General features: G+C 62.6%; 16 protein-coding genes. 11 read left to right on the top strand and 5 right to left on the bottom strand.

Annotation, left to right across the window (positions count from 1 at the left end):
• Positions 1-13: 13 nt before the first annotated feature.
• Together NAT21_RS10405 and NAT21_RS10400 are read left to right on the top strand one after the other, a co-directional pair.
• Positions 14-1,135, top strand: a complete 1,122-nt coding sequence (locus NAT21_RS10405; protein WP_250938205.1) for a Bug family tripartite tricarboxylate transporter substrate binding protein — start codon at positions 14-16, stop codon at positions 1,133-1,135.
• A 40-nt stretch (positions 1,136-1,175) separates the two neighbouring features.
• Positions 1,176-3,155: a tripartite tricarboxylate transporter permease gene (locus NAT21_RS10400; protein ID WP_250938204.1), complete on the top strand. Its 1,980-nt coding sequence runs from the start codon at positions 1,176-1,178 to the stop codon at positions 3,153-3,155.
• A gap of 193 nt (positions 3,156-3,348) precedes the next feature.
• On the opposite strand, the gene ald is transcribed toward NAT21_RS10400, so the two are convergent.
• The 4 genes from ald to NAT21_RS10380 all read right to left on the bottom strand — a co-directional run bounded on the left by ald (position 3,349) and on the right by NAT21_RS10380 (position 8,598).
• Positions 3,349-4,470 carry an alanine dehydrogenase gene (gene ald / locus NAT21_RS10395; protein WP_250938203.1) on the bottom strand — a complete coding sequence of 374 codons (1,122 nt, stop codon included), beginning with the start codon at positions 4,468-4,470 and terminating at the stop codon, positions 3,349-3,351.
• A gap of 92 nt (positions 4,471-4,562) precedes the next feature.
• Positions 4,563-5,681 (bottom strand): agmatine deiminase, encoded by a 1,119-nt coding sequence (gene aguA / locus NAT21_RS10390; protein ID WP_250938762.1) that lies wholly within the window; start codon positions 5,679-5,681, stop codon positions 4,563-4,565.
• 42 nt (positions 5,682-5,723) lie between these two features.
• The gene (locus tag NAT21_RS10385; protein ID WP_250938202.1) at positions 5,724-7,070 is read right to left on the bottom strand and encodes a Na+/H+ antiporter NhaC family protein; all 1,347 of its coding nucleotides are present in this window, start codon (positions 7,068-7,070) and stop codon (positions 5,724-5,726) included.
• Positions 7,071-7,176: 106 nt separating this feature from the next.
• Positions 7,177-8,598 carry an aminotransferase gene (locus NAT21_RS10380; RefSeq protein WP_250938201.1) on the bottom strand — a complete coding sequence of 474 codons (1,422 nt, stop codon included), beginning with the start codon at positions 8,596-8,598 and terminating at the stop codon, positions 7,177-7,179.
• 252 nt (positions 8,599-8,850) lie between these two features.
• Here NAT21_RS10380 and NAT21_RS10375 point away from each other — a divergent pair, with 252 nt between their 5' ends.
• Complete coding sequence (locus NAT21_RS10375) at positions 8,851-10,089, top strand: M20 family metallo-hydrolase (protein WP_250938200.1); 1,239 nt, start codon at positions 8,851-8,853, stop codon at positions 10,087-10,089.
• Between the two features lie 45 nt (positions 10,090-10,134).
• The gene (locus NAT21_RS10370; protein ID WP_250938199.1) at positions 10,135-11,640 is read left to right on the top strand and encodes an aldehyde dehydrogenase; all 1,506 of its coding nucleotides are present in this window, start codon (positions 10,135-10,137) and stop codon (positions 11,638-11,640) included.
• 20 nt (positions 11,641-11,660) lie between these two features.
• Here the strand turns inward: NAT21_RS10370 and NAT21_RS10365 are convergent, their stop codons facing one another.
• A complete protein-coding gene (locus tag NAT21_RS10365; RefSeq protein ID WP_250938198.1) occupies positions 11,661-12,518 on the bottom strand; it encodes a helix-turn-helix transcriptional regulator in 858 nt (285 codons plus the stop codon).
• Between the two features lie 140 nt (positions 12,519-12,658).
• Between NAT21_RS10365 and NAT21_RS10360 the strand changes: the two genes are divergently transcribed.
• From NAT21_RS10360 to NAT21_RS10330, 7 genes are all read left to right on the top strand, one after another.
• A complete protein-coding gene (locus tag NAT21_RS10360; RefSeq protein WP_250938197.1) occupies positions 12,659-13,396 on the top strand; it encodes a glutathione S-transferase family protein in 738 nt (245 codons plus the stop codon).
• A gap of 391 nt (positions 13,397-13,787) precedes the next feature.
• Positions 13,788-15,086: a flavin-containing monooxygenase gene (locus tag NAT21_RS10355; protein ID WP_250938196.1), complete on the top strand. Its 1,299-nt coding sequence runs from the start codon at positions 13,788-13,790 to the stop codon at positions 15,084-15,086.
• Positions 15,086-15,511 carry a RidA family protein gene (locus NAT21_RS10350; RefSeq protein WP_250938194.1) on the top strand — a complete coding sequence of 142 codons (426 nt, stop codon included), beginning with the start codon at positions 15,086-15,088 and terminating at the stop codon, positions 15,509-15,511. The genes NAT21_RS10355 and NAT21_RS10350 overlap by 1 nt, the downstream gene beginning before the upstream one ends.
• A complete protein-coding gene (locus NAT21_RS10345; protein ID WP_250938192.1) occupies positions 15,508-16,182 on the top strand; it encodes a DUF1028 domain-containing protein in 675 nt (224 codons plus the stop codon). The genes NAT21_RS10350 and NAT21_RS10345 overlap by 4 nt, the downstream gene beginning before the upstream one ends.
• Positions 16,183-16,255: 73 nt before the next feature.
• Positions 16,256-17,527 carry an acetylornithine deacetylase gene (argE, locus tag NAT21_RS10340; RefSeq protein ID WP_250938190.1) on the top strand — a complete coding sequence of 424 codons (1,272 nt, stop codon included), beginning with the start codon at positions 16,256-16,258 and terminating at the stop codon, positions 17,525-17,527.
• Between the two features lie 108 nt (positions 17,528-17,635).
• Entirely contained in the window at positions 17,636-18,589 is a 954-nt protein-coding gene (locus tag NAT21_RS10335) for a LysR family transcriptional regulator (protein ID WP_250938189.1), read from the top strand.
• A gap of 519 nt (positions 18,590-19,108) precedes the next feature.
• The gene (locus tag NAT21_RS10330; RefSeq protein ID WP_250938188.1) at positions 19,109-20,545 is read left to right on the top strand and encodes a sodium:solute symporter family protein; all 1,437 of its coding nucleotides are present in this window, start codon (positions 19,109-19,111) and stop codon (positions 20,543-20,545) included.
• Positions 20,546-20,674 lie beyond the last annotated feature (129 nt).

The following is a 20,674-nucleotide window of genomic DNA, read 5'->3' as shown; positions in this document are numbered from 1 at the left end:
AGAAGGGGAAAACATGCACTTCACAGTCACACCTTCACTGCGGTTTTATCGCCGATGTGCGCTGGCTTTCGTGCTCGCGCTATGCCCGTTCGCCGCCAGTGCCGACACCACGGCCAGTGACGAACCGGCCATCCCGGACACGCTGACCTGGACCGTACCGTTCGGCGTTGGTGGCGGAACGGACGTCTGGGCACGCTTCATGTCGCACTGGATGGCTCAGTCGCTGCCCGGCACGCCCGCCATCGTCATCAATAACGTGCCCGGTGGCGGATCGCTGACCGGCGCCAGCCTGTTCTACTCCCGTGCCAAGGACAATGGCGAGCAGATGCTGGTGACTTCGGCCTCAACGCAATACCCGGCCATGCTGAAGGACCCTCGTGTTCGGTTCGACTACGACAGCTGGACGCCGATCGTCGCAGCCCCGACCGGCGGCGTCGTCTATACGCAGCCGAAGTTCGGCAAAACGACCGACGAGATCCTGGAAGCCCTTCGAAACAACCCCACCAAGTTTGCGATGCAAACCCCGACAGGGCTTGAAATGCCCGTCATGCTGGCCTTTGACATGCTGGGACTTGCCGTCGAGCCGGTCTTCGGGATGCGCAGCCGTGGTGAGGGTCGCCTGGCATTCGAACGAGGCGAGGCAGGCGTCGATTTCCAGACCACATCGGCCTACTTCAGTAACGTTACCCCGTTGGTCAACGACGGCAAGGCTGTTCCGCTCTTCTCGCTGGGTGTCATGGATGAGGATGGCCATATCGTGCGCGACCCGGCCTTCCCGGACCTTCCCACGTTCAGCGAACTCTACCTCGCCCGCGAAGGCACCAGCCGTGACGATGTGGCCTATCAGGTCTTTCACAAGTTCTTCGCCAGCGGGTACGCGCTGCAGAAACTGCTGCTGATCCCGAAAGGCGTCAATCCCGACCTGATTGCGCGCTATCGCCAGGGGGCCCGCACGCTGATGAGCAACGACGATTTTCTTGCCGCCGCACGCAAGCAGATCGGGCCATACAAGCCGGTCGTGGGTGAGGTCGCCGCGAAGCAACTGGCTGCCGCAATGGAACTCAGCGATGCAAACCGGCAATGGGTCATCGACTGGCTCAAGGACCGGTACGGCGTCCGGGTCCTGACGAAGTAATGGACCGGACGCCCCTCAACAAGAAAAGAGGTAACAGACAATGATAAGTGCCTTAGTCACGAGCCTGAGTGAGGTGTTGAGCGTCTCGCATCTCATGTACATGGGACTTGGGGTATCGATCGGCCTGCTTGTAGGAATCATTCCAGGGCTGGGTGGCATTGCCGGTATGGCCCTGCTGCTCCCCTTTCTGTATGGCATGGAACCGGGGCTGGCCCTGGGCATGCTGATGGGTATGGTCGCCGTCATTCCGACAGGCGATACCTTCACGTCGGTACTCATGGGCATTCCCGGCTCCAGCGCGTCGCAGGCGACCGTGATGGACGGGTTTCCCCTCGCCAAGAAGGGTGAGGCTGCCCGGGCTCTCTCCAGTGCCTTTCTGTCATCGCTGTGCGGTGGCGTCATCGGTGCCATCGTACTGACGGGCTTTATTCTTATCGCCAGGCCCCTGGTGCTCACATTCTCCTCGGCGGAGCTTTTCGTGCTTACCCTGCTCGGGCTGGCAATGGTGGCCGTACTGTCCAGCGATAACCTGTACAAGGGCCTGGCCGCCTGCGGCCTTGGCCTTTTGGTCGGCGCCATCGGTACCGCACCGGCCACCGGTGAGTTCCGTCTGAACCTCGGGGTGGAGTACCTTTTCGATGGTGTGCCCCTGATCGTGGTCGGTCTGGCCATCTTTGCCCTTCCGGAAGTTGTGGACCTGTTGATTCGTCGGGGCAGCATCGCCCAGGAAACCACCTCGCTCGGTCACGGCTGGCGACAGGGCCTGCGCGATGTCAGGGATAACCGCGGCCTGGTGGCAAAGTGTGCCTGCATCGGAAGCATCATCGGTACCATTCCAGGGCTTGCCGGCTCGGTCGTGGACTGGATTACCTACGCCATTGCCGCCAAAACGGCGAAGGGTGAGAAGAACTTCGGCAAGGGCGACATCCGGGGTGTCATCGCGCCTGAGTCTGCCAACAACGCCTGTGCCTGCGGCGCCATGGTGCCGACACTGCTGTTCGGTGTACCCGGGTCGGGGACTGCGGCCATCTTCCTGGGTGGACTGCTGTTGCTGGGCCTTGAGCCTGGTGTGACCATGGTCACCACCAACCTTGATCTCACCTATACGATTATCTGGTCACTCGCGCTGGCCAATATTCTGGGGGCCGGGCTGTGTCTGATGCTTGCCCGCCCGGTAGCACAGGTCACACGTGTGCCCTTCGTGTTTCTCGCGCCCATCATTACCACACTAATCCTGTTTGCCGCCTTCCAGGCCACGCGGTCGCTCGGCGACTGGTATACCCTGATCGCCATCGGCGCCATCGGTCTGCTCTTCAAGCAGGCAGGGTGGTCACGTCCGGCGTTTCTGATCGGCTTCGTGCTGGCCCCTGGCGCCGAGACCTACTTCTATCAGAGCGTTCAGTTCCATGGCATGTCCGCCTTCATGCGGCCCGGCGTCATTGTCATTCTGTCACTGATCGTGCTGGCGTTTGCCATCCCGCTGATCAAGCGTGTCTATCAGAAGAAACACAAGACATCGCCAGCAGCCCTCGATGCCGAATCGTCAGCAGCCCTCGATGCAGAGAGCGCACCGCTCAATGACGCCGAGCCCACGTTCGGCCGGATCGACCTGACGCTGATCGTTGGCCTGCTTGCGCTCGCGGCCGGTGCCTGGTACGACGTCAGTGGCATGTCCACCATCGGCGGTATCTTCCCGATGCTGGCCATCGGAATCATGGCCATCGGGGCGCTTCTCGCCGGCGTACAGGCCCTGAGAGGCAACGTGCGCTGGGAACATCAACCGATCGGCCAGTCCATGGCGTGGCTTGCAGGTCTGCTTGCCTTCGTCGCCCTGGCATCGTTGTTCGGCTTTGTAGCCTGCGCCTGCCTGATGGCACTGCTGTTCATCCGCATCGTTGCCAGGGCGAACTGGGGCACCTCCCTGCTGGTTGCGCTGGGCATCGGCACCTTCCTGCTGACCATGCAGTCGTTGCTGAACCTGGAGTACCCGTCAGGATGGATTGATTCCCTGATGTACTAAGGGGCTGAATCGATCGACCGAGGCCAGCGGCATCTGAAAACAGGTGCCGCTGGCCTTTTACGTGGCTGAAAACCCGAGTCACCACAGACCGCCGCCTACCTCACTCTTCCTTGAAAGACAGACATGCAAAACTGCCCACGCCAGGCGTGGGCAGCGATCAGAAAAACACGGATATGCCGTGTCAGCCCTGGGCTCAACCGCGCTCGAAGAGGGCTTCTACCGATGCGCAGGACTCTCCGAAGGCTTCGGCCACGGCCGGGTGCGCCAGCGCGCCACCGGTCAGGTTCAGGCCGCGACGGAAATGTTCATCCTCGGCGAGCGCCTCCTGCCAGCCGTGCTCGGCCAGACGCACGATCCAGGGAAGCGTGGCATTGCTCAAGGCCTGAGTGGAGGTACGCGCCACGGCGCCGGGCATGTTGGCCACACAGTAGTGCACGATATCGTCCACGATGTAGGCAGGATCGGCATGCGTGGTAGCCCGACTGGTCTCGAAACATCCCCCCTGATCGATCGCGACATCCACCAGCACGCTGCCCGGCTTCATCATCGACAGCATCTCCCGGGTGATCAGCCGAGGGGCACTGGCGCCCGGCACCAGAACGGCGCCAACGATCAGATCGGAGTCGCGCGCGGCCGCCTCGATGGCATCCCGAGTGGAGTAGACCGTACGCAACCGGCCCTGATAGCGCTGATCCAGCAATTCAAGGCGTGCCAGCGAACGGTCCAGCACCGTGACATCGGCCCCGAGCCCCAGAGCCATGCGCGCCGCGTTTTCACCCACGACCCCGCCACCGATCACCGTGACCCGAGCCGGGGCGACGCCGGGCACGCCCGACATCAGGATACCGGCACCGCCCTGGGCCTTTTCCAGGCAATGCGCGCCGGCCTGAACCGCCATGCGGCCGGCCACGCCGCTCATGGGGGCCAGCAGGGGCAGACCGCCGTGGCCATCGGTGATGGTTTCATAAGCGATGCAGGTGGCACCCGTCTTCAACAGCGAGCGCGTCAGCGCTTCATCGGCGGCCAGATGCAGGTAGGTAAAGAGTGTCTGATGTGCCTCAAGCCGCGCCACCTCGACCGGCTGCGGCTCCTTGACCTTGATGATCAGCTCCGCCCCGGCCCACAGCGCATCGACGTCCGACTCGATGCGCGCCCCGGCCTGTTCGTAGGCATCATCAGGGTAGCCGCTGCCGACACCGGCACCGCGTTCGACAGCCACGGTATGGCCCCGCTCGGTCAGCTCACGCACGCCGGCCGGCGTCATCGACACCCGGTACTCGTGATTCTTGATCTCCGCTGGAATGGCAATCTTCATGGTCCACTTCTCCTTGTTGGCCGTGTTTAAAGCGTAGAAACAACCAGGGATGACATGCGATGTTCCGGGTCAATTCGTGACCGCCAGAGTCATCACCACCGGACACCGGCCCGGGGCTGCTGCTGTGTGATGCAGTGAATATTGCCGCCGCCCAGCAGGATTTCACGGGCCGGCACGCCCACGATCCGACGCGTCGGAAACAGCGCGGCGAGTGCATCCCGCGCCTGATCGTCCCGGGCCGGGTCCAGCAACGGCATGATGATCGCGTCATTGGCCATGTAGAAATTCACGTAGGAGCCCGCCATGCGATCCCCGGCCAGACGCGGGCGCGAATGCCGCAGGCGGTCCACCCCATTGGCCTCGGCCTCATCGATGTAAAGCGGGCGGGGGGCGATGAGCTTATGGACGGTGAGCCGCCGCCCCCTTGCGTCCTCCGCGGCGTCGAGCACGCGAAGCGCCTCGTGTGAAATGGCGTACTGTGGATCACTCGCGTCCTCGGTCCAGTTCAGCACCACCTCACCCGGCGCGATGAAACAGCACAGGTTGTCGACATGGCCGTTGGTTTCATCCTGATAGCAGCCCCTCGGCAGCCAGATTACGCGTGAAATACCCAGCAGTTCGGCCAGTGTTCGCTCGATCTCGGCACGGCTGATGCCCGGGTTGCGGCTGGGATGGAGCAGGCACTCCTCGGTGGTGATCAACGTGCCCTCGCCGTCGACGTGAATGGCACCGCCTTCAAGCACCAGGTCGGTGGCAAAGCGCTCCACACCCAGCATCTCGGCGATCTTGAGCCGGATGCGGCAATCCTTGTCCCAGGGAAAGTAAAGCCCGTCACTCAGGCCGCCCCAGGCGTTGAAGGTCCAGTCGATGAGGGCGGACCGGCCCGATGGATGCGTCAGAAAGGTCGGGCCGACGTCACGCATCCAGGCATCATTGCTGGACAGTTCCACGACACGGATATGCGCCGGCAACTGATGGCGGGCATTTTCATACTGACTGTCGCTGACCCCCATATACACGGTTTCACTCTCGGCAATGGCCGTGGCCACCGCCACGAACGCCTCCTGTGCAGGCTTGGCGCCCAGCCGCCAGTTATCGGGGCGCTCGGGCCATAGCATCCAGCAGGCCTCGTGGGGCTCGAATTCGCCGGGCATCCGAAATCCCAGCGCCCCCGGGACACGATCAGCGTGATCATCGTGGGTGTGATTCATGTTATTGGCGTCATGGGGCATAAGGGTCGACATGGCATGTCCTCAAAGGTAACCGGCAATCACGAACGCCACCGTCGCCACGCCTGCGGCGAGCAGGGCGTAGGGCAACTGCGTCAGCGCGTGGGCCATGGGGGTGCAGCCACTGCCCTGGGCAGACAGCACGGTCGAGTCGCCGTAAAAACAGGCGTGGCTGCCAAAGGCACTGGCGGAAATGAGCGCGCCGACAACCAGTGGCATGCTGGCATCCACGCTGATGGCCAGGGGCAGAATGATGGGTAGCGCGACGGCAAACAGCCCCCAGAAGGAACCGGTGGCGAAGGCCAGAAAGGCCATGGTCACGAACCCGATGGCAGGCAGCATCTGGGCGGTCATCAGCGGCTCAAGCGTTGTCACGACGAACTGGGTCAGACCGAGGTCATCGTTGACCTCTTTCAGGACGAAGCCGGCGACCAGGGTGCCGAGCGGCAGGATCATCGACTTGAACCCGTCGAGCATGGTGTCAAAGGTATCGTTGAACCCCATCAGGCGCTGAGAAAGGATCAGCACCAGCATGACCGCGAGGGCCGCAATGACGCCGCGCAGAATATCGATATCGAAATACCAGGTAAAAAAGATCAGGCTGGCGATCGGCAGCAGAAAATTGATCAGGTGGGGCCGGCGCTCGTCATCATCGGCGATTTCGAGTGCGCTTTCCTCGGCGCCATCGGGGATGGGCTGGCCGGCGGCCGCACGCGCTTCGGCCTTTTTCATCGGCCCGATGGCCGGAATCCATCCCATCGCCACCAAAGGCACCACGATGGCCGCCACCCAGGCATAGAACATGTAGGGGATCGCCTCGATATAGAGCGACATGCCGTTGGTAGTGATCTGGTTGTCTTCCAGAAGGCCCGAGAAAAATACCGCCCAGGTCGAAAACGGCACCAGAATGCACACGGGCGCGGCGGTCGAATCAACGATATAGGCCAGCATTTCTCGAGACACGTTGAACCGGTCAGTGATCTTTTTCATCGACGCACTGATGGCCAGCGCATTGAGGTAATCATCGACAAAGATGATCAGCCCCAGAAACCAGGTGGCCAGCAGCCCCTGGCGACGGCCGTGAATACGTCGGGTGACAAGATCGCCAAAGGTCAGTACGCCGCCGGTGCGTACCAGCAGGGCGATCAGACTGCCGAACAGGCCGCACACGAGAATGATCCAGGTTACGGTGTCGTTGCCCAGTACCGTCAGCACCGTATCCGATGCCTGGGTGACGATGCTGAACGGGTCGAGCATCAACATGCCGACCAGAGCTCCTGTCATCAGGGATTCAATGGTTCGTCGGGTAAAAATGGCCATGACCAGCACGACCAGTGTGGGAATAAGACTGGCAGGTCCAAAGGTATCCATCGTTTCGCCCTCTTACTGTGTTGTCATTGTTGGATCGTCGGGGCTGTAGGGCGGCGGACCGCCCTTGCTGCTGTGCTACTTGTCGGTCATCGGTACAGGCGGCAGGTCATAGATACCCGTCCGCCCGGAGCCCGTCAGTCGTAGCCGACAGGGCCTGATCCAGAATATCCACCACCTGATCGACGACCTCGCGTGTCCAGATCAGAGGCGGCGAGATGATATTGAGATGGCCGACCGGGCGAATGATCAGCCCCCTCGCTTGCGCCTCATCCGCCACACGGTCTCCCACGCGCGCCTCGACCGGCAGCAGTGCCCGCGTCGTCTTGTCGGCCACGTTTTCAAGACACATCATGAAGTGGCTGCCGCGCACATCACCGACGGTTGCGTGCCTTGAAAGCGTGGCCAGCCGCTCTTCCAGATACGGCCCGACCTCAAGCACGTTGTCGCAGATGCGTTCGCGCTCCATGATCTCGATGTTCTTGAGCGCTGCCGCGCAACTCACCGGATGGCCGGAATAGGTAAAGCCGGTGCTCAGTACGCCACCCGGGCCCTGGGGCCTGGACAGCACCTCGTACATGTCATCGGAAATCAGCGTCGCCCCGAGCGGTGCATAGCCCGACGACAATCCCTTGGCGCAGTTGATGATATCGGGCTGCACGCCGAACACGGCTTCCGATGCAAAGAAATGCCCCAGACGGCCGAAGGCGGTCACTACCTCATCGGCGATGAGCAGAATGTCATGTTTACGACAGACGGCCTGCATGCGCCGCAGATAGCCCTCGGGCGCTACCAGCACCCCACCGGCGCCCATGATCGGCTCGGCGATGAACGCGGCGATATTATCCGCCCCGAGGCGCGCGATGGTGTCTTCAAACTCCTGAACCAGATGATCGCAGTACGCCGACTCGCTCATGCCCTCGGGGCGACGGTAGCAGTTGGCCTCGCTGAGGTACGTGACGAGGTGATCGAGGGTATCAAAATCCCAGTTGTTGCTGGCAATCCCGGTCAGGCTGGCTGCCATGTAGGTCGTGCCGTGATAGGCGTTGTTGCGGGAAATGATCCGTTTCTTGGACGGCTTGCCCAGTCGGTTGAAGTAGTAATGCACCAGACGCACGGTAGCGTCATTGGCGGCCGAGCCACCACAGCTGTAGAACACGTGATTGAGGTGGGCAGGCGCCAGATCCGCCAGCTTGTCCGCCAGCAGCGTCGCCGGAACGTTCGAAAGGTTGTTGAACGTCGAGAAGTAGGCCATCCGCGTGGCCTGCTCGGCCATGGCCTCACCGATCTCGCGTCGGCCATGGCCGACGTTCACACACCAGAGTCCGGCAATGCCATCGATGAACCGGTTGCCCTGAGCGTCCTGTACATGAATGCCTTCGCTTTCGGTGATGATGTCGCAGCCATGGGTGCCGAACCGGCTGAAATCGGTAAAGGGATGAATGAAGTGATCCTTGTCCTTCTGCCAGAGCGCCTGAGCGCGCTCGGGGGTATCAAGGTCCGTCGTCTCGCGGGGGGGCGTCGTGTTCATGGCATGGCCTCATGTCGTATTGACGGCCCGTGTCATCGGATCCGTCGCGGGAAAGGGTCACCGACAGGCTAGCGAGCCGACAGGTACCGCTGAAATATCCCCATTGGGGTATACCCCTCACCCTCACTGCGCGCCTATGGTCGTGGGACAGTGGTCACCGGGCACCTGCCGGCCCCGGAGCGATCCGTCGCCCGGCGTCAGCGGCGCCAGGCCATCAACGATCCCACAACACCAACAACAGGACGCGTGGACATGACTACCTCGATCAACGGCGAACGCCTGTGGAACAGCCTCATGGCCATGGCTGCCATCGGCCCCGGGCCGAACGGCGGCAGCTGTCGGCTGGCCCTGACACCGGAAGACAGCGACGGCCGCCTTCTGCTGCTGGACTGGTGCGAGGCACTGGGCCTGACCACACAGGTCGATGGCGTCGGCAATCTGTTCATTCGCCGCGAAGGACGCCAGCCGGACCTCCCCCCGATCGCCACCGGCAGCCACCTGGATACCCAGCCCAACGGCGGGCGTTTTGACGGCGTCCTGGGCGTGCTGGCCGGGCTCGAAGTCTTTCGCACCCTCAGCGAACACGACATCACCACCACGCACCCGCTGATGCTGGTGGTCTGGACCAACGAGGAAGGCAGTCGATTCGCACCGGCCATGGTGGCCTCCGGTACCTGGGCGGGCGCCTTCGACACGGAGTACACGCTGACCCGCACCGACCGCGATGGCATTACCTTCGGCCAGGCCCTCGAGGCCATCGGCTTCACGGGCGACACCCCGGTCGGCGAGCCGCACCTTTCGCATTTCATCGAGCTGCATATCGAGCAGGGCCCGGTGCTTGAAGCGGCCGGCGAAAGCATCGGTATCGTGACCGGGGTGCAGGGCATGCGCTGGTTCGATGTGGTCTTTACCGGTCAGAGCGCACACGCGGGTACCACACCCATGGCCGCCCGCGCTGATGCCCTGGCCGCAGCGGCCCGATTGATCGACCGGCTGCACCACTATGCCGTGGCCGATGAGACCGGCACGACCCGCATTACCTTCGGCACCCTCGACGTGCCTGACAGCTCGCGTAACGTCGTACCCGGCCAAGTGCGCCTGAGCGTTGATCTGCGCCAGACCGATGATGATGCGCTGGATGCGCTGCAACAGCGCTTCAGGACCGAACTCGAGGCCTGTGGCGAGGCATTCGGCGTACAGACTCACGTCGAACGCATCTGGGCGTCCCCGGTGACGCATTTCGACCCGACCTGCATCGCCGCCATCGAACAGGCCGCCCGGGCGCGGCATTATCGCTGCCGGAAAATGGTCAGCGGCGCAGGCCATGACGCGGTCTACGTTTCTCGCCGAACCCCTACGGCCATGATCTTTGTGCCGTGCTGGAAGGGACTCAGCCACAACGAAGCCGAATACGCCTCGCCCGAACACTGCGCCCAGGGAGCCCAGGTGCTGTGCGATGCCCTGCTGTCGCTGGACCGATGCCGCGACTGATGCGGCCTGACTGACGTACGCGCCACCTTGTCCACGGAGACTGTCATGACTCATACCACGCCCGAGACCCACGCTGACTGGCAACGCCTGGCCAGCCAGCTTCACCTTGAAACCCGCGCCTGGATCGGCCAGCGCCATACCGCCGCCCAGGACGGGGCACGTCTGACCACCCTCAATCCGGCAACCGGTGAAGTACTGGCCGAGGTCGTCGCCTGCGATGCCCCGGAAGCCGATGCCGCCGTGCGCCATGCGCGCCGTGCCTTCGAGGCAGGGCACTGGTCTCGCCGCCCTCCCGCCGAGCGCAAGCGCACCCTGCTGCGCCTCGCTGACCTGATGGCTCACCACCGTCACGAGCTGGCCCTGCTGGACACCCTGGACATGGGCAAGCCGATCACCAGCGCCCTGGGGGATCTGGATGGCGCCATCGGCTGCATCCGCTATCAGGCCGAAACCATCGACAAGCTTTATGGCGAGATTGCCCCGACCGGCGAGGAGCACCTGGGGCTGGTGCTTCGGGAGCCACTCGGGGTCGTGGCCGCGATCGTGCCGTGGAACTTTCCGATGATGATGACCGCCTGGAAGATCGCACCGGCCCTGGCCGCAGGCAACAGCGTGATTCTCAAACCGTCCGAGAAATCGCCGCTGTCGGCGCTCCGACTGGCTGCGCTGGTCGCCGAAGCCGGCGTGCCAGACGGCGTCTTCCAGGTATTGCCGGGGTACGGGCATACCGTGGGTCAGGCGCTGGCGCTGTCAATGGATGTGGACTGCCTCGCCTTTACCGGGTCGACGCAGGTCGGCAAGCAGCTCATGCAGTGCGCCGGCCGGTCCAACCTCAAGAAGGTCTACCTCGAATGCGGCGGCAAGAGCCCGAACGTGGTGTTTGCCGACTGCCGAGACCTGGACGCGGTGGCTGCCCACGCCGCCAGCGCGATCTTTCACAATCAGGGCGAAGTCTGTATCGCGGGATCACGGCTACTGGTGGACAACCGCATTCGTGATGCCCTGGTGGAGCGCGTGGTGGCCGCCGCCGAGCACATGCAGCCAGGCGACCCCCTCGACCCTGCCACGGCGATGGGCGCCATGGTGGATCAGGCGCAGTATGACCGGGTCATGACCTATATCCGGCGCGGCGTCGAGGAAGGTGCCCACCTGTGCACCGGAGGCCAGGCTCTTGACGGCCCGGGGCTGTTCATTCCGCCGACCATCTTCAATGACGTGAACGCCGACATGACCATCGCACGCGAGGAAATATTCGGGCCGGTGCTTTCGATCATGGGCTTTGACAGTGAAGACGAGGCCATCGCGCTGGCCAACGACAGTGTCTATGGCCTGGCTGCCGGACTCTGGAGTCAGGATATCGATCGCATCATGCGGGTGACCCGGCGGCTCAGGTCCGGCCAGGTCTACGTCAATAACTGGGCGGGCAGCGACATGACCATGCCCTTCGGTGGCGTCAAACAGTCCGGTAACGGGCGAGACAAGTCCTACCACAGCCTTGAGGAATACTCCGAGCTCAAGGCGGTATGGATGGCGCTGAACGTCAAGGCATGATCACCAGCGTCATACTTCCGTCAGGCAGGGGCGGCCGGCCCGCCTGGCTGACGCCGTGAGACCAGCGCCACGTGATCAAGAAACAGCCTGAACAGCTGCGACTGGGTCGAGATATCCAGACGCTGGTACAGGTTCTTGCGGTGCACCTTGACCGTGCCATCGCTGATGCCAAGCTCTCGAGCAGCCGACTTGGTCGAGTGCCCGGCCAGCAGCAGATGCACGATTTCCTGTTCACGCGGCGTCAGAAGCCCCTCGCCGAAACTGGCAAACGCCAGCTCGATCGGTGCCTGGGTATCCGTATGGGATTGAAACAGCCCGGCCTGCCAGTGCCAGAATTCGGTGAGCATCACCTGAAGTACCGGTGCCACGCTTCGAAGCGCATGCAGGCTTCGGCGCGTCAGCGGCGCGCACTCTTCGCGAAACCCCAATGACACCATCATCACGACGTTGGCATCCACGCGGGCCAGAATGCCGACCTCGTCGCTCAGATCCAGCGCGCGATAGTAGTACTGATAATACTCGCTCTCGTGAAAGCGATCCGGCGCCAGCTCCCGCAGCGAATACACCCCCTGATCGGCTCCGCGCTGAATCGCGGTAAAGAACGGATCAAGCAGATACGCCTTGCCGAGATACCGCCCGATGGCGTGTTCACGCAGGTCACTGGCGTAATCGTCACGAATCATCAACGGTCGGGCGCGGCCCTTGTAGGTACTGATCAGGATGGACTGAATGTCGGTGATCTGACGTAGAAAGCGGGTCAGGTGTTCGGGAAACTCAGCGGTGCTTGAGCGCGAAAACAAGCGCGCCAGTGCCTGATGCCAATCGGCAGCGGCCTTGTGCGTCAGAAAGCCGTCCAGGGAAGAAGTGACTGGCGTCATGAGAAGTTCCTGTGCCGTAACACCCCAGAGATAACGGCATATCCGCATGGATTTCAAGTCCGCCCCCTCGCGTCGACCCGAGCGCGCGCATCGGACTAGACTGACCCTTGCGTCGTTCACCCCTGGCAAGGAGGCTGCCCATGACCATCACACTCTACGCCCATCGCCTGTCTCAACCCTCAAGAGCCGTCGACATCCTGTTGCGCGAGCTGGGCATCGAACACACTTTCCATGAAGTCGATTTTGCCGGCGGCGAGACCCATACCGACTGGTTTACTCACATCAATGCCCTGCAGACCATCCCCGCGCTCTGGGTCGACGATCACGGCACGCCGCTGTATCTGGGTGAAAGCCACGCCATCATGCGGTATCTGTGCCGCACCGCGGCAGATCAGGAGGGCGCGCAGCGCTGGTATCCGGGTGATGCCGACCCAGCCCGCTCGGCACGCATCGATCAATGGCTCGACTGGCACCACGGCAACGTGCGCCGACATGACATGTTTCATCACATCATGAACCTGCATCAGACCCTGCCGATGCTCAAGCGCGAGATTCAATCCACGTTACTGACGCCACTTCAGGACGGCCTCACACCCGGCCTTGCCATGCTGGAGGCCCACCTTTCACGCCAGCAGCAGGGCACTCCTGCCCTGACCGGCGATGGACACCCGACACTTGCCGATCTCGCCATCAGCTGCGAGCTGCATCAAATCATGGCGGTCGGCTATCGGTTCAAGAACTACCCCCACGTGAAGGCATGGCTTGAGGCCATGGCCGAGCGGCCTCACGCTCACGCCGTGGGCGACCGGATTCGGGCCCAGGGCCATGAGATCCGGGAACAGAACAGTGACTACCTGGCGCTCGATGCGTTCGGATAGGGCCGGGCATCGCATCAGCCGCGGCACGGGCATGGAGTCGTGCCCTGGCCGCTGCATCCGGCCGATTCACGCATCTTTCGGTGAACACGCGGGCCCAGCATGAGTGTTCGCCACACCAGGATTACTAAAGCTGATCCAAAAGAAAAAATAAGTATATTTTAATGATCCACTCCGACTTCGTAAGCTTCCAGGCACAATAAAATCCGAGGAAGCCCCCATGTCAGCCGTCTCCCTGTTCGATATGCCTCCCCCACAGCCCTTGCCTTCACACGGCCCCGGGGCATGCCACCGCACCTCCAGGTAATTACACCCGATCTCTCTTCGACGATCGATAGGCGAGACAGTGTCGGTATCACCCCCGCCTTTCACCTACTCAACGGAAAACAACATCATGGCTCTGCAGAAAAGCTACGTTGACACGCTCGTAATTGGCGCCGGACAGGCCGGTATCGCCATGAGCGAACATCTCATACAGGCGGGTGTTTCACACCTGGTACTGGAGCGCGACCGCATCGCGGAACGCTGGCGCACACAGCGCTGGGACTCCCTGGTGGCCAATGGCCCGGCCTGGCATGATCGCTTCCCGGGCATGACCTTTGCCGATGTCGGCCCCGATGCCTTTGCGGGCAAGGAACAGGTCGCAGCGTATTTCGAAACCTACGCAGCGAACATGGATGCCCCCGTCCAGACCGGCGTCGAGGTAACGTCGGTGGTGCGCAACGAAGGCCGCCCCGGGTTCACCATCAAGACCTCGGAAGGCACGCTGGAGGCTGCCCGCGTCGTGGTCGCTACGGGGCCGTTTCAGCGACCGCTGATTCCGCCGATTGCGCCTCGAACCGATGCACTGACTCAGATCCACAGCTCCGAATACCGCAATCCCGAGCAGCTGCCCGAGGGCGCCGTGCTGGTGGTGGGTGCAGGCTCATCAGGCGTTCAGATTGCCGAAGAGCTGATGCGTGCAGGCCGACAGGTCTATCTCTCCGTGGGCCCGCATCACCGTCCGCCGCGCACCTATCGCGGCCGTGATTTCTGCTGGTGGCTGGGCGTGCTGGGCGAGTGGGATGCCGAGGCGATGAAGCCGGGCACCGAGCATGTGACCATCGCCGTGAGCGGGGCACGAGGCGGTAATACGATCGATTTTCGCCGCCTTGCCGCCAGCGGCATGACACTCGTGGGCAGAACCCAGGGGTTTGATGAAGGCATGGTGACCTTCGAGTCGGACCTGGTGCAAAACATCGCCCTGGGCGATGCCAACCATCTCTCGCTGCTGGACGCCGCGGATGCCTACGCGGCCCGCAACGGGCTTGATCTGCCGCCTGACCCTGAAGCGCGGGAACGCTTGCCCGACCCGGATTGCCTGACGAACCCGCTGAGCTCGCTCGACCTCGACGCCGCTAGTGTGAGCAACATCGTCTGGGCGACCGGCTTTTCCCAGGATTACAGCTGGCTGAATGTCGATGCCTTTGACGACCAGGGCAAACCCCAGCATCAGCGCGGCGTCTCAAAAGAGCCGGGCGTTTATTTCCTGGGCCTGCCGTGGCTTTCCCGTCGCGGGTCGAGCTTCATCTGGGGGGTCTGGCACGACGCCAAACACGTCGCTGACCACATCGCGACCCAGCGCAAGTATCTGGCCTATCACGCCGACGCCCAGCCACAGGGCACGCCCGCCGATGTCGAGAGGACGATCTGATGCCGACGCATACACGTATTCGCATGTTCAATACCAGGGTCACCTACCCCAATCAGAGCCTGGACAACGACCTGTGCCAGGCCGTGCGGGCCGGTGACACCGTCTATGTCCGCGGGCAGGTCGGCACCGATTTCGACGGCAATCTCGTCGGCCTCGGCGACCCGCGCGCCCAGGCAGAACAGGCGATGAAAAACGTCGCCCAGCTGCTGAAGGAGGCGGGCAGCGACCTCTCGCATATCGTCAAGACCACGACCTATATCACTGATCCTCGCTTTCGCGAGCCGGTCTATCGTGAAGTCGGGCTGTGGCTCAAGGGAGTGTTTCCCATCTCCACCGGTCTGGTGGTCGCGGGACTGGCCCAGCCCGAGTGGCTGATGGAAATCGACGTGATCGCCGTTATTCCCCAACAGGAGAGTGACCAATGACGCTATCGATTGCCGGTTTCTGCCGTGAGACAGGCCAGTTCGGCGCGGCCATCACCTCATCAAGCATCTGTGTGGCCAGCCGCTGCGTCTTCGTCGGCCCGCGCCATGGGGTGGTGCTGACGCAGAACGTCACCAATCCGGTGCTTGGTCAGCTGGGGCTCGAACATCTGCACTCCGGCCTGACCGCCGGCGAGGTGCTGACGAAACTGCTGGACAGTGAAGACTATCCCGAGTGGCGCCAGCTTCAGGTGCTCGATGCCCACGGCGACAGCGCCGTTCACAGCGGCGCCGAGACGCTGGGCATTCATGCGACGCGTGCCGGCAACGACTGCGTGGCGGGGGGCAACATGCTGGCGGAGGCCAGCGTGGTCGACGTCACGGTCGCCGCCTTCGAAAACGCCACGGGCGAACTGGCCGAGCGTCTGCTGGTGGCCCTGGCCGCGGGCGTCGACGCCGGCGGCGAAATGGGCCCCGTCCACTCCGCAGGCCTGAAGGTCACCAGTCAGGCCAGCTGGCCGGTCGTCGACCTGCGTGTCGACTGGCACGACGACCCCATCGTCGAACTGCGCCAGCTCTGGACGCGTTACCTGCCCCAGCGCGACGACTACGTCTGTCGCGCTGTCCGCCCCGATGAGTCGCCCTCCTATGGCGTGCCGGGAGACGTGCGTTAAGCCCCGGCTTCGCCAGAACATGGCCGCTGACCGGCGGCCTGCCGAGAAGCCTGCTTCCTTCCTGACGGCGCACATGACACATCATCGTGTGCGCCGTTCCTTCATGGGATTTCGAACTGCCATGCCATCTACTACTGATGCCGTTGACCTGCTCACCACCCTAGTGGGGTTTGATACCACCAGCCACCGCTCCAACCTCGAACTGATCGCCTTCATCGAGTGCTATCTCGACGACCACGGGGTCGCCTCGCGTCGCGTACTCGACACGACCGGCGAGAAGGCCAATCTCTTCGCGACCATCGGCCCGCAGGACCGTGGTGGCGTCATCCTGTCGGGACATACCGATGTTGTTCCCGTCACCGGCCAGACCTGGCACACCGACCCCTTTACCCTGACGGCGCTGGAAGGTCGTCTCTACGGGCGCGGCGCGGCAGACATGAAGGGCTTTCTCGCCGCGGTGCTTGCAACCGTGCCGGCGATGACCCGGGCCGAGCTTGGCGTGCCGATTCATCTCGCCTTCTCTCACGATGAGGAGGTCGGCTGCGTCGGGGTGCGCAGTCTCATCGACGATCTCAAGGGCGTTGCCCATCGCCCCGTGGCCTGCATCGTCGGAGAACCCACGCGGATGCGGGTGGCGACGGCGCACAAGGGCAAGCTCGCCATACGGGTGTCGGTCACCGGCAAGGCGAGCCATTCGGGCATGGCCCCGGAGGGCGTCAATGCGATTCATGCCGCAGGGCATATGATCCAGTGGATCGACACGCAGGCAAGGGCAAAAGCCCAACATGGCCCGTTTGACGAGCGATTTTCGGTGCCCTGGACCACGCTTCAGGTCGGCGTCGTGCAGGGGGGAGAGGCGCTCAATATCGTGCCGGCGACATGCCATCTCGATATCGAGATGCGCACCGTCCCCGAGGATGATCCCGAAGCACTGCTCGAGGCCCTCACGGCCGTCGCCAGGACGGTCGAAGCCGACATGCGCGCGCATCACGATGAGGCTCGCATCGAGGTCACCCGGCTCGGCGACTATCCGGGGCTCTCGGTCGAGGAAACCAGCCCGCTGCTGGCGTTCACGCTGGGGTTGATCGAGGATCAGGATCGCGCCCGCATCGGCTACGGCACCGAGGCCGGACTTTTCCAGAATGGGCTCGACATCCCGACCCTCGTTTGCGGCCCCGGCGACATGGCGCAGGGCCACACACCGGATGAGTTCATCGAAACGGATCAGCTGCACCAGTGCGTTGCCTGGCTGCACGAGATGGTCGACGCCTTGACGACAGACGCCAGTGACAGTAGCCATGGAGGCCACGCGCCGTTCATCGCGGCATCCCGGCCAGGCCGGTAGCTATTCCAGGCAGGGCAGACCTTCGGCATCGGTGCCGTCTGGTACGCTTGTGGGTAGACGAACTCTCTCCAGCGTAACGCTTACTCCAACTGCAGGACGGCCGAACCGATGCGTCAATTTACCCTCAAGCAACTGCGCTATTTTGTCGTCGCAGGCGAACTCGGCAGCGTGACGGGCGCCGCGAAACAACTCTATGTTTCACAACCCTCGATCTCTGCCGCCATTCACCAGATCGAGGAGATGACGGGACTTCAGCTCTTTGTGCGCCATCATGCTCAGGGGCTGTCCCTCACCCCCTCGGGAAGACAGCTGATGACGCGAGCCCGGCAGCTGCTTCGCGATTCGGACAATCTGATGCAGTATGCAATGTCGCTGGGAGATACGATCGCCGGCGAACTCAAGCTGGTGGCGTTTCCCACGTTTGCGCCCGTTTTCCTCCCTCGCCTGCTGCGCAAGTACGCGGATGCCTACCCGGACGTCAACCTGAGCTGCCACGAGATGACGCAGGAAGACATTCTCAAGGGGCTGCACAACGGCGAGTACGAACTGGCGTTTGCCTATGATCTTCAGCTGCCTCAGGAGATCGAGTTCACCCCGCTCTCGCGCTTTCCTCCCTATGCCGTCGTGGCCGAGGATCATCCACTCGCCCGGCAGGGCAGCGTAAGCCTTGCCCGGCTCATCGAGCATCCCATGGTGCTGCTGGACTGGCCCCAGAGCCGTGAATATTTTCTCTCCCTGTTCGAAGCCGAGGGCATTGTGCCCGACATCATTTATCGGGCGAAATCACTCGACATGATTCGCGGCCTCGTCGCCAACGGCTTTGGCTTTTCGCTGTTCAACACGCCGCTGACGACCGACAAGGCGTTCGATGGCAAACGTCTGGTGGCGCTCACGCTTGAGGAGGACGCCCGACCGCTGTCCATGGGCATCGCCAGCCTTCGTCACCTCACCCTCAGTCCGGCGGCAGAGGCCATGCGCCAGCTCGCCTCACGGACCGACCTTGTCCTTGAGCCCATCAACTCACCGCGCTCGACCCCCTCGTCTTCCACCCCCGACGCCTGACCACTCGCACCGTCAATGCCCTGGCACGGCCATGGCGGTGCGGAACTGCATCAGCGAAACCTATCCCAACGTTCGCATAAAAGTATTTTAACCAATCCGGGGCCCTGCTTATCGTGGAGCTACACGGTGAGACCTTGGTATTAAGAAAAGTCGGCTCACCGTTCAGGGCGCCATGCCTGCAAAACGACTCACAACAACAGTCAACAACGGAGTCCCCATGTCCTCGCATTCGATCCACATGCTCTCAGACTCATGCCTGTTCGAGCGCTGCTCGACCGGCCCCCACCGTTCATCACGGCTTTCCTGTCGTCCCCGGTCGCGCACTGCGTAGTGACCGCTTGGCTTCATCAGGTATCACCTTCCAGGGAGAACCCCATGAGTTCATGGACCTTAATCGCCTTCGGTGTCGTGTCAGCCGCCACGCTTGCGCTTGCTGTCGCAGCGCTGCTGCTGGACAGGCAACGCCAGCCCCACTGACCAACAGACCTCTTTCAATAACAATTATCCGAGGACTATCCCATGTTGAACTGGGCCCTACTGATCGTGTCCGCCACGATCCTGATCGGTCTGTCGCTCTACTCGATGCGAGTGGCCGGCGACCAGGACGAGTCAGGCTTTCTCGTTGCCAATAATTCGCTCGGCCCCTTCGTGGCCGCCGCTACCCTGATCGCCACCGGCTACAGCGGTTTCGTCTTCATCGGCTCCCCGGGGGTCGCCTACGAGTACGGATCGCTCGAGCTCTTTTCAAACGCGTTCTACACGCCCGCCTTTTTGATCGCTACACTGTTTTTCGCCAACTATCTGCGTCGCAAGGCCCGCACGCTGGGCAGTCGTACCATGCCCGAGTACATCGCACAGACCCATTCGGCGGGCATGGCCGGACGCTGGCTGCAGGGACTGGTGGCCGTCATCATCATTTTGCTGCTGAGCGTCTTTCTGGTGTCCCAGATCAAGGCGATCGGCCTTCTTGTCTCCGGCTGGCTGGGAGTTTCACCGACGATGGGCGCGCTGCTGATCACGCTGCTGGTGGTCGGCTATACCATGTTCGGCGGGCTACGGGCCGTGGCCTGGACCGATGCCGTGATGGTCCTGGGGATGGTGCTGGCCTCCTGCGTCATCGCCTATGTCGTCTTTGTCGAAATTGGCGTGGGCGAGCTGATCGCCAGGCTCGATGTGATCAACCCGGAGCTTGCCAACCCCTCATCCGGAGCCCCCTACGGTGACAGCCCGGCCTCGGCGCTGCTACTGCTTCCCTACGCCTTTCTGTGGGCCGCAGCGCTGCCGTTCATGTCGGTACGCTTTCTCGCCATCAAGCAAAACGTCAGCATGGCGCGGGTCGGCATCTGGGTCGCCATTCTTGGCCTTTTGCTCAACTTCACGCCGCTGGCGGGGCTCTACGCCAAGGCCTATTTCCCCGATCTCGCTTCTCCGGACATGGCCATGCCCACGTTTCTGGCGGAAGGGGTCAGCCCTCTGATGTCCAGCGTCATCACGCTGTTCATTCTTTTCGCCATGAAATCGACCGCGAACTCACTGATGCATACGGTCTCGACGGCGCTCTCCTATGATCTGCGCGCGGCACTGGGGGTACACAAGGGGTTCACGACCACCATGACGTTCAACCGGTTGATGGTGCTGATCGTGGGGATCTGCGGCTTTGTCGGCATGGCCTACATGCCTCCGGTGATGATCCTGTGGCTGGGCATTCTGGGTAACGGCACGCTGATGGCGTCGCTGTTCGGGGTGACGCTGTGCTCGACGTTCTGGCAGGGCAACAGCGCGGGGGCGTTCTCCTCCATCGCCGCTGGGTTCAGCGTCAGCGCCTTCCTTCTGCTGGGTACGGATCTCGGCTGGGTGCAGGGCCCGCTCTACGGCTGCCTCGCCTCTGCGGCCTGCTACGTCGGTGTGAGCCTGGCAACACGTCGCGCGCTCACTCCCGCTGCCTCGTCCCTCTGATCGTGCGCCCTGTATGGCGTGCGGACTGAAACACGCTGACGGGCCACCGGGGCCGTGAACGTAAAAGCGGCAGTGATTTGAAATCACTGCCGCTTTTTTGCGTGAGTAGTACCATTGGTATCGGCTGAA

It is taken from the genome of Larsenimonas rhizosphaerae, from assembly GCF_023700005.1.
Classification (GTDB): domain Bacteria; phylum Pseudomonadota; class Gammaproteobacteria; order Pseudomonadales; family Halomonadaceae; genus Larsenimonas; species Larsenimonas rhizosphaerae.
The sequence above is the reverse complement of the archived record's forward strand: the minus strand, read 5'-3'. Positions and strand labels throughout refer to the sequence as shown.

Excerpts from the sequence above, each read along its gene's own strand:
- NAT21_RS10405 (WP_250938205.1), top strand. The coding sequence starts at position 14 with ATGCACTTCACAGTCACACCTTCACTGCGGTTTTATCGCCGATGTGCG.
- NAT21_RS10400 (WP_250938204.1), top strand. The coding sequence starts at position 1,176 with ATGATAAGTGCCTTAGTCACGAGCCTGAGTGAGGTGTTGAGCGTCTCG.
- ald (WP_250938203.1), bottom strand. The coding sequence starts at position 4,470 with ATGAAGATTGCCATTCCAGCGGAGATCAAGAATCACGAGTACCGGGTG.
- aguA (WP_250938762.1), bottom strand. The coding sequence starts at position 5,681 with ATGAATCACACCCACGATGATCACGCTGATCGTGTCCCGGGGGCGCTG.
- NAT21_RS10385 (WP_250938202.1), bottom strand. The coding sequence starts at position 7,070 with ATGGATACCTTTGGACCTGCCAGTCTTATTCCCACACTGGTCGTGCTG.
- NAT21_RS10380 (WP_250938201.1), bottom strand. The coding sequence starts at position 8,598 with ATGAACACGACGCCCCCCCGCGAGACGACGGACCTTGATACCCCCGAG.
- NAT21_RS10375 (WP_250938200.1), top strand. The coding sequence starts at position 8,851 with ATGACTACCTCGATCAACGGCGAACGCCTGTGGAACAGCCTCATGGCC.
- NAT21_RS10370 (WP_250938199.1), top strand. The coding sequence starts at position 10,135 with ATGACTCATACCACGCCCGAGACCCACGCTGACTGGCAACGCCTGGCC.
- NAT21_RS10365 (WP_250938198.1), bottom strand. The coding sequence starts at position 12,518 with ATGACGCCAGTCACTTCTTCCCTGGACGGCTTTCTGACGCACAAGGCC.
- NAT21_RS10360 (WP_250938197.1), top strand. The coding sequence starts at position 12,659 with ATGACCATCACACTCTACGCCCATCGCCTGTCTCAACCCTCAAGAGCC.
- NAT21_RS10355 (WP_250938196.1), top strand. The coding sequence starts at position 13,788 with ATGGCTCTGCAGAAAAGCTACGTTGACACGCTCGTAATTGGCGCCGGA.
- NAT21_RS10350 (WP_250938194.1), top strand. The coding sequence starts at position 15,086 with ATGCCGACGCATACACGTATTCGCATGTTCAATACCAGGGTCACCTAC.
- NAT21_RS10345 (WP_250938192.1), top strand. The coding sequence starts at position 15,508 with ATGACGCTATCGATTGCCGGTTTCTGCCGTGAGACAGGCCAGTTCGGC.
- argE (WP_250938190.1), top strand. The coding sequence starts at position 16,256 with ATGACACATCATCGTGTGCGCCGTTCCTTCATGGGATTTCGAACTGCC.
- NAT21_RS10335 (WP_250938189.1), top strand. The coding sequence starts at position 17,636 with ATGCGTCAATTTACCCTCAAGCAACTGCGCTATTTTGTCGTCGCAGGC.
- NAT21_RS10330 (WP_250938188.1), top strand. The coding sequence starts at position 19,109 with ATGTTGAACTGGGCCCTACTGATCGTGTCCGCCACGATCCTGATCGGT.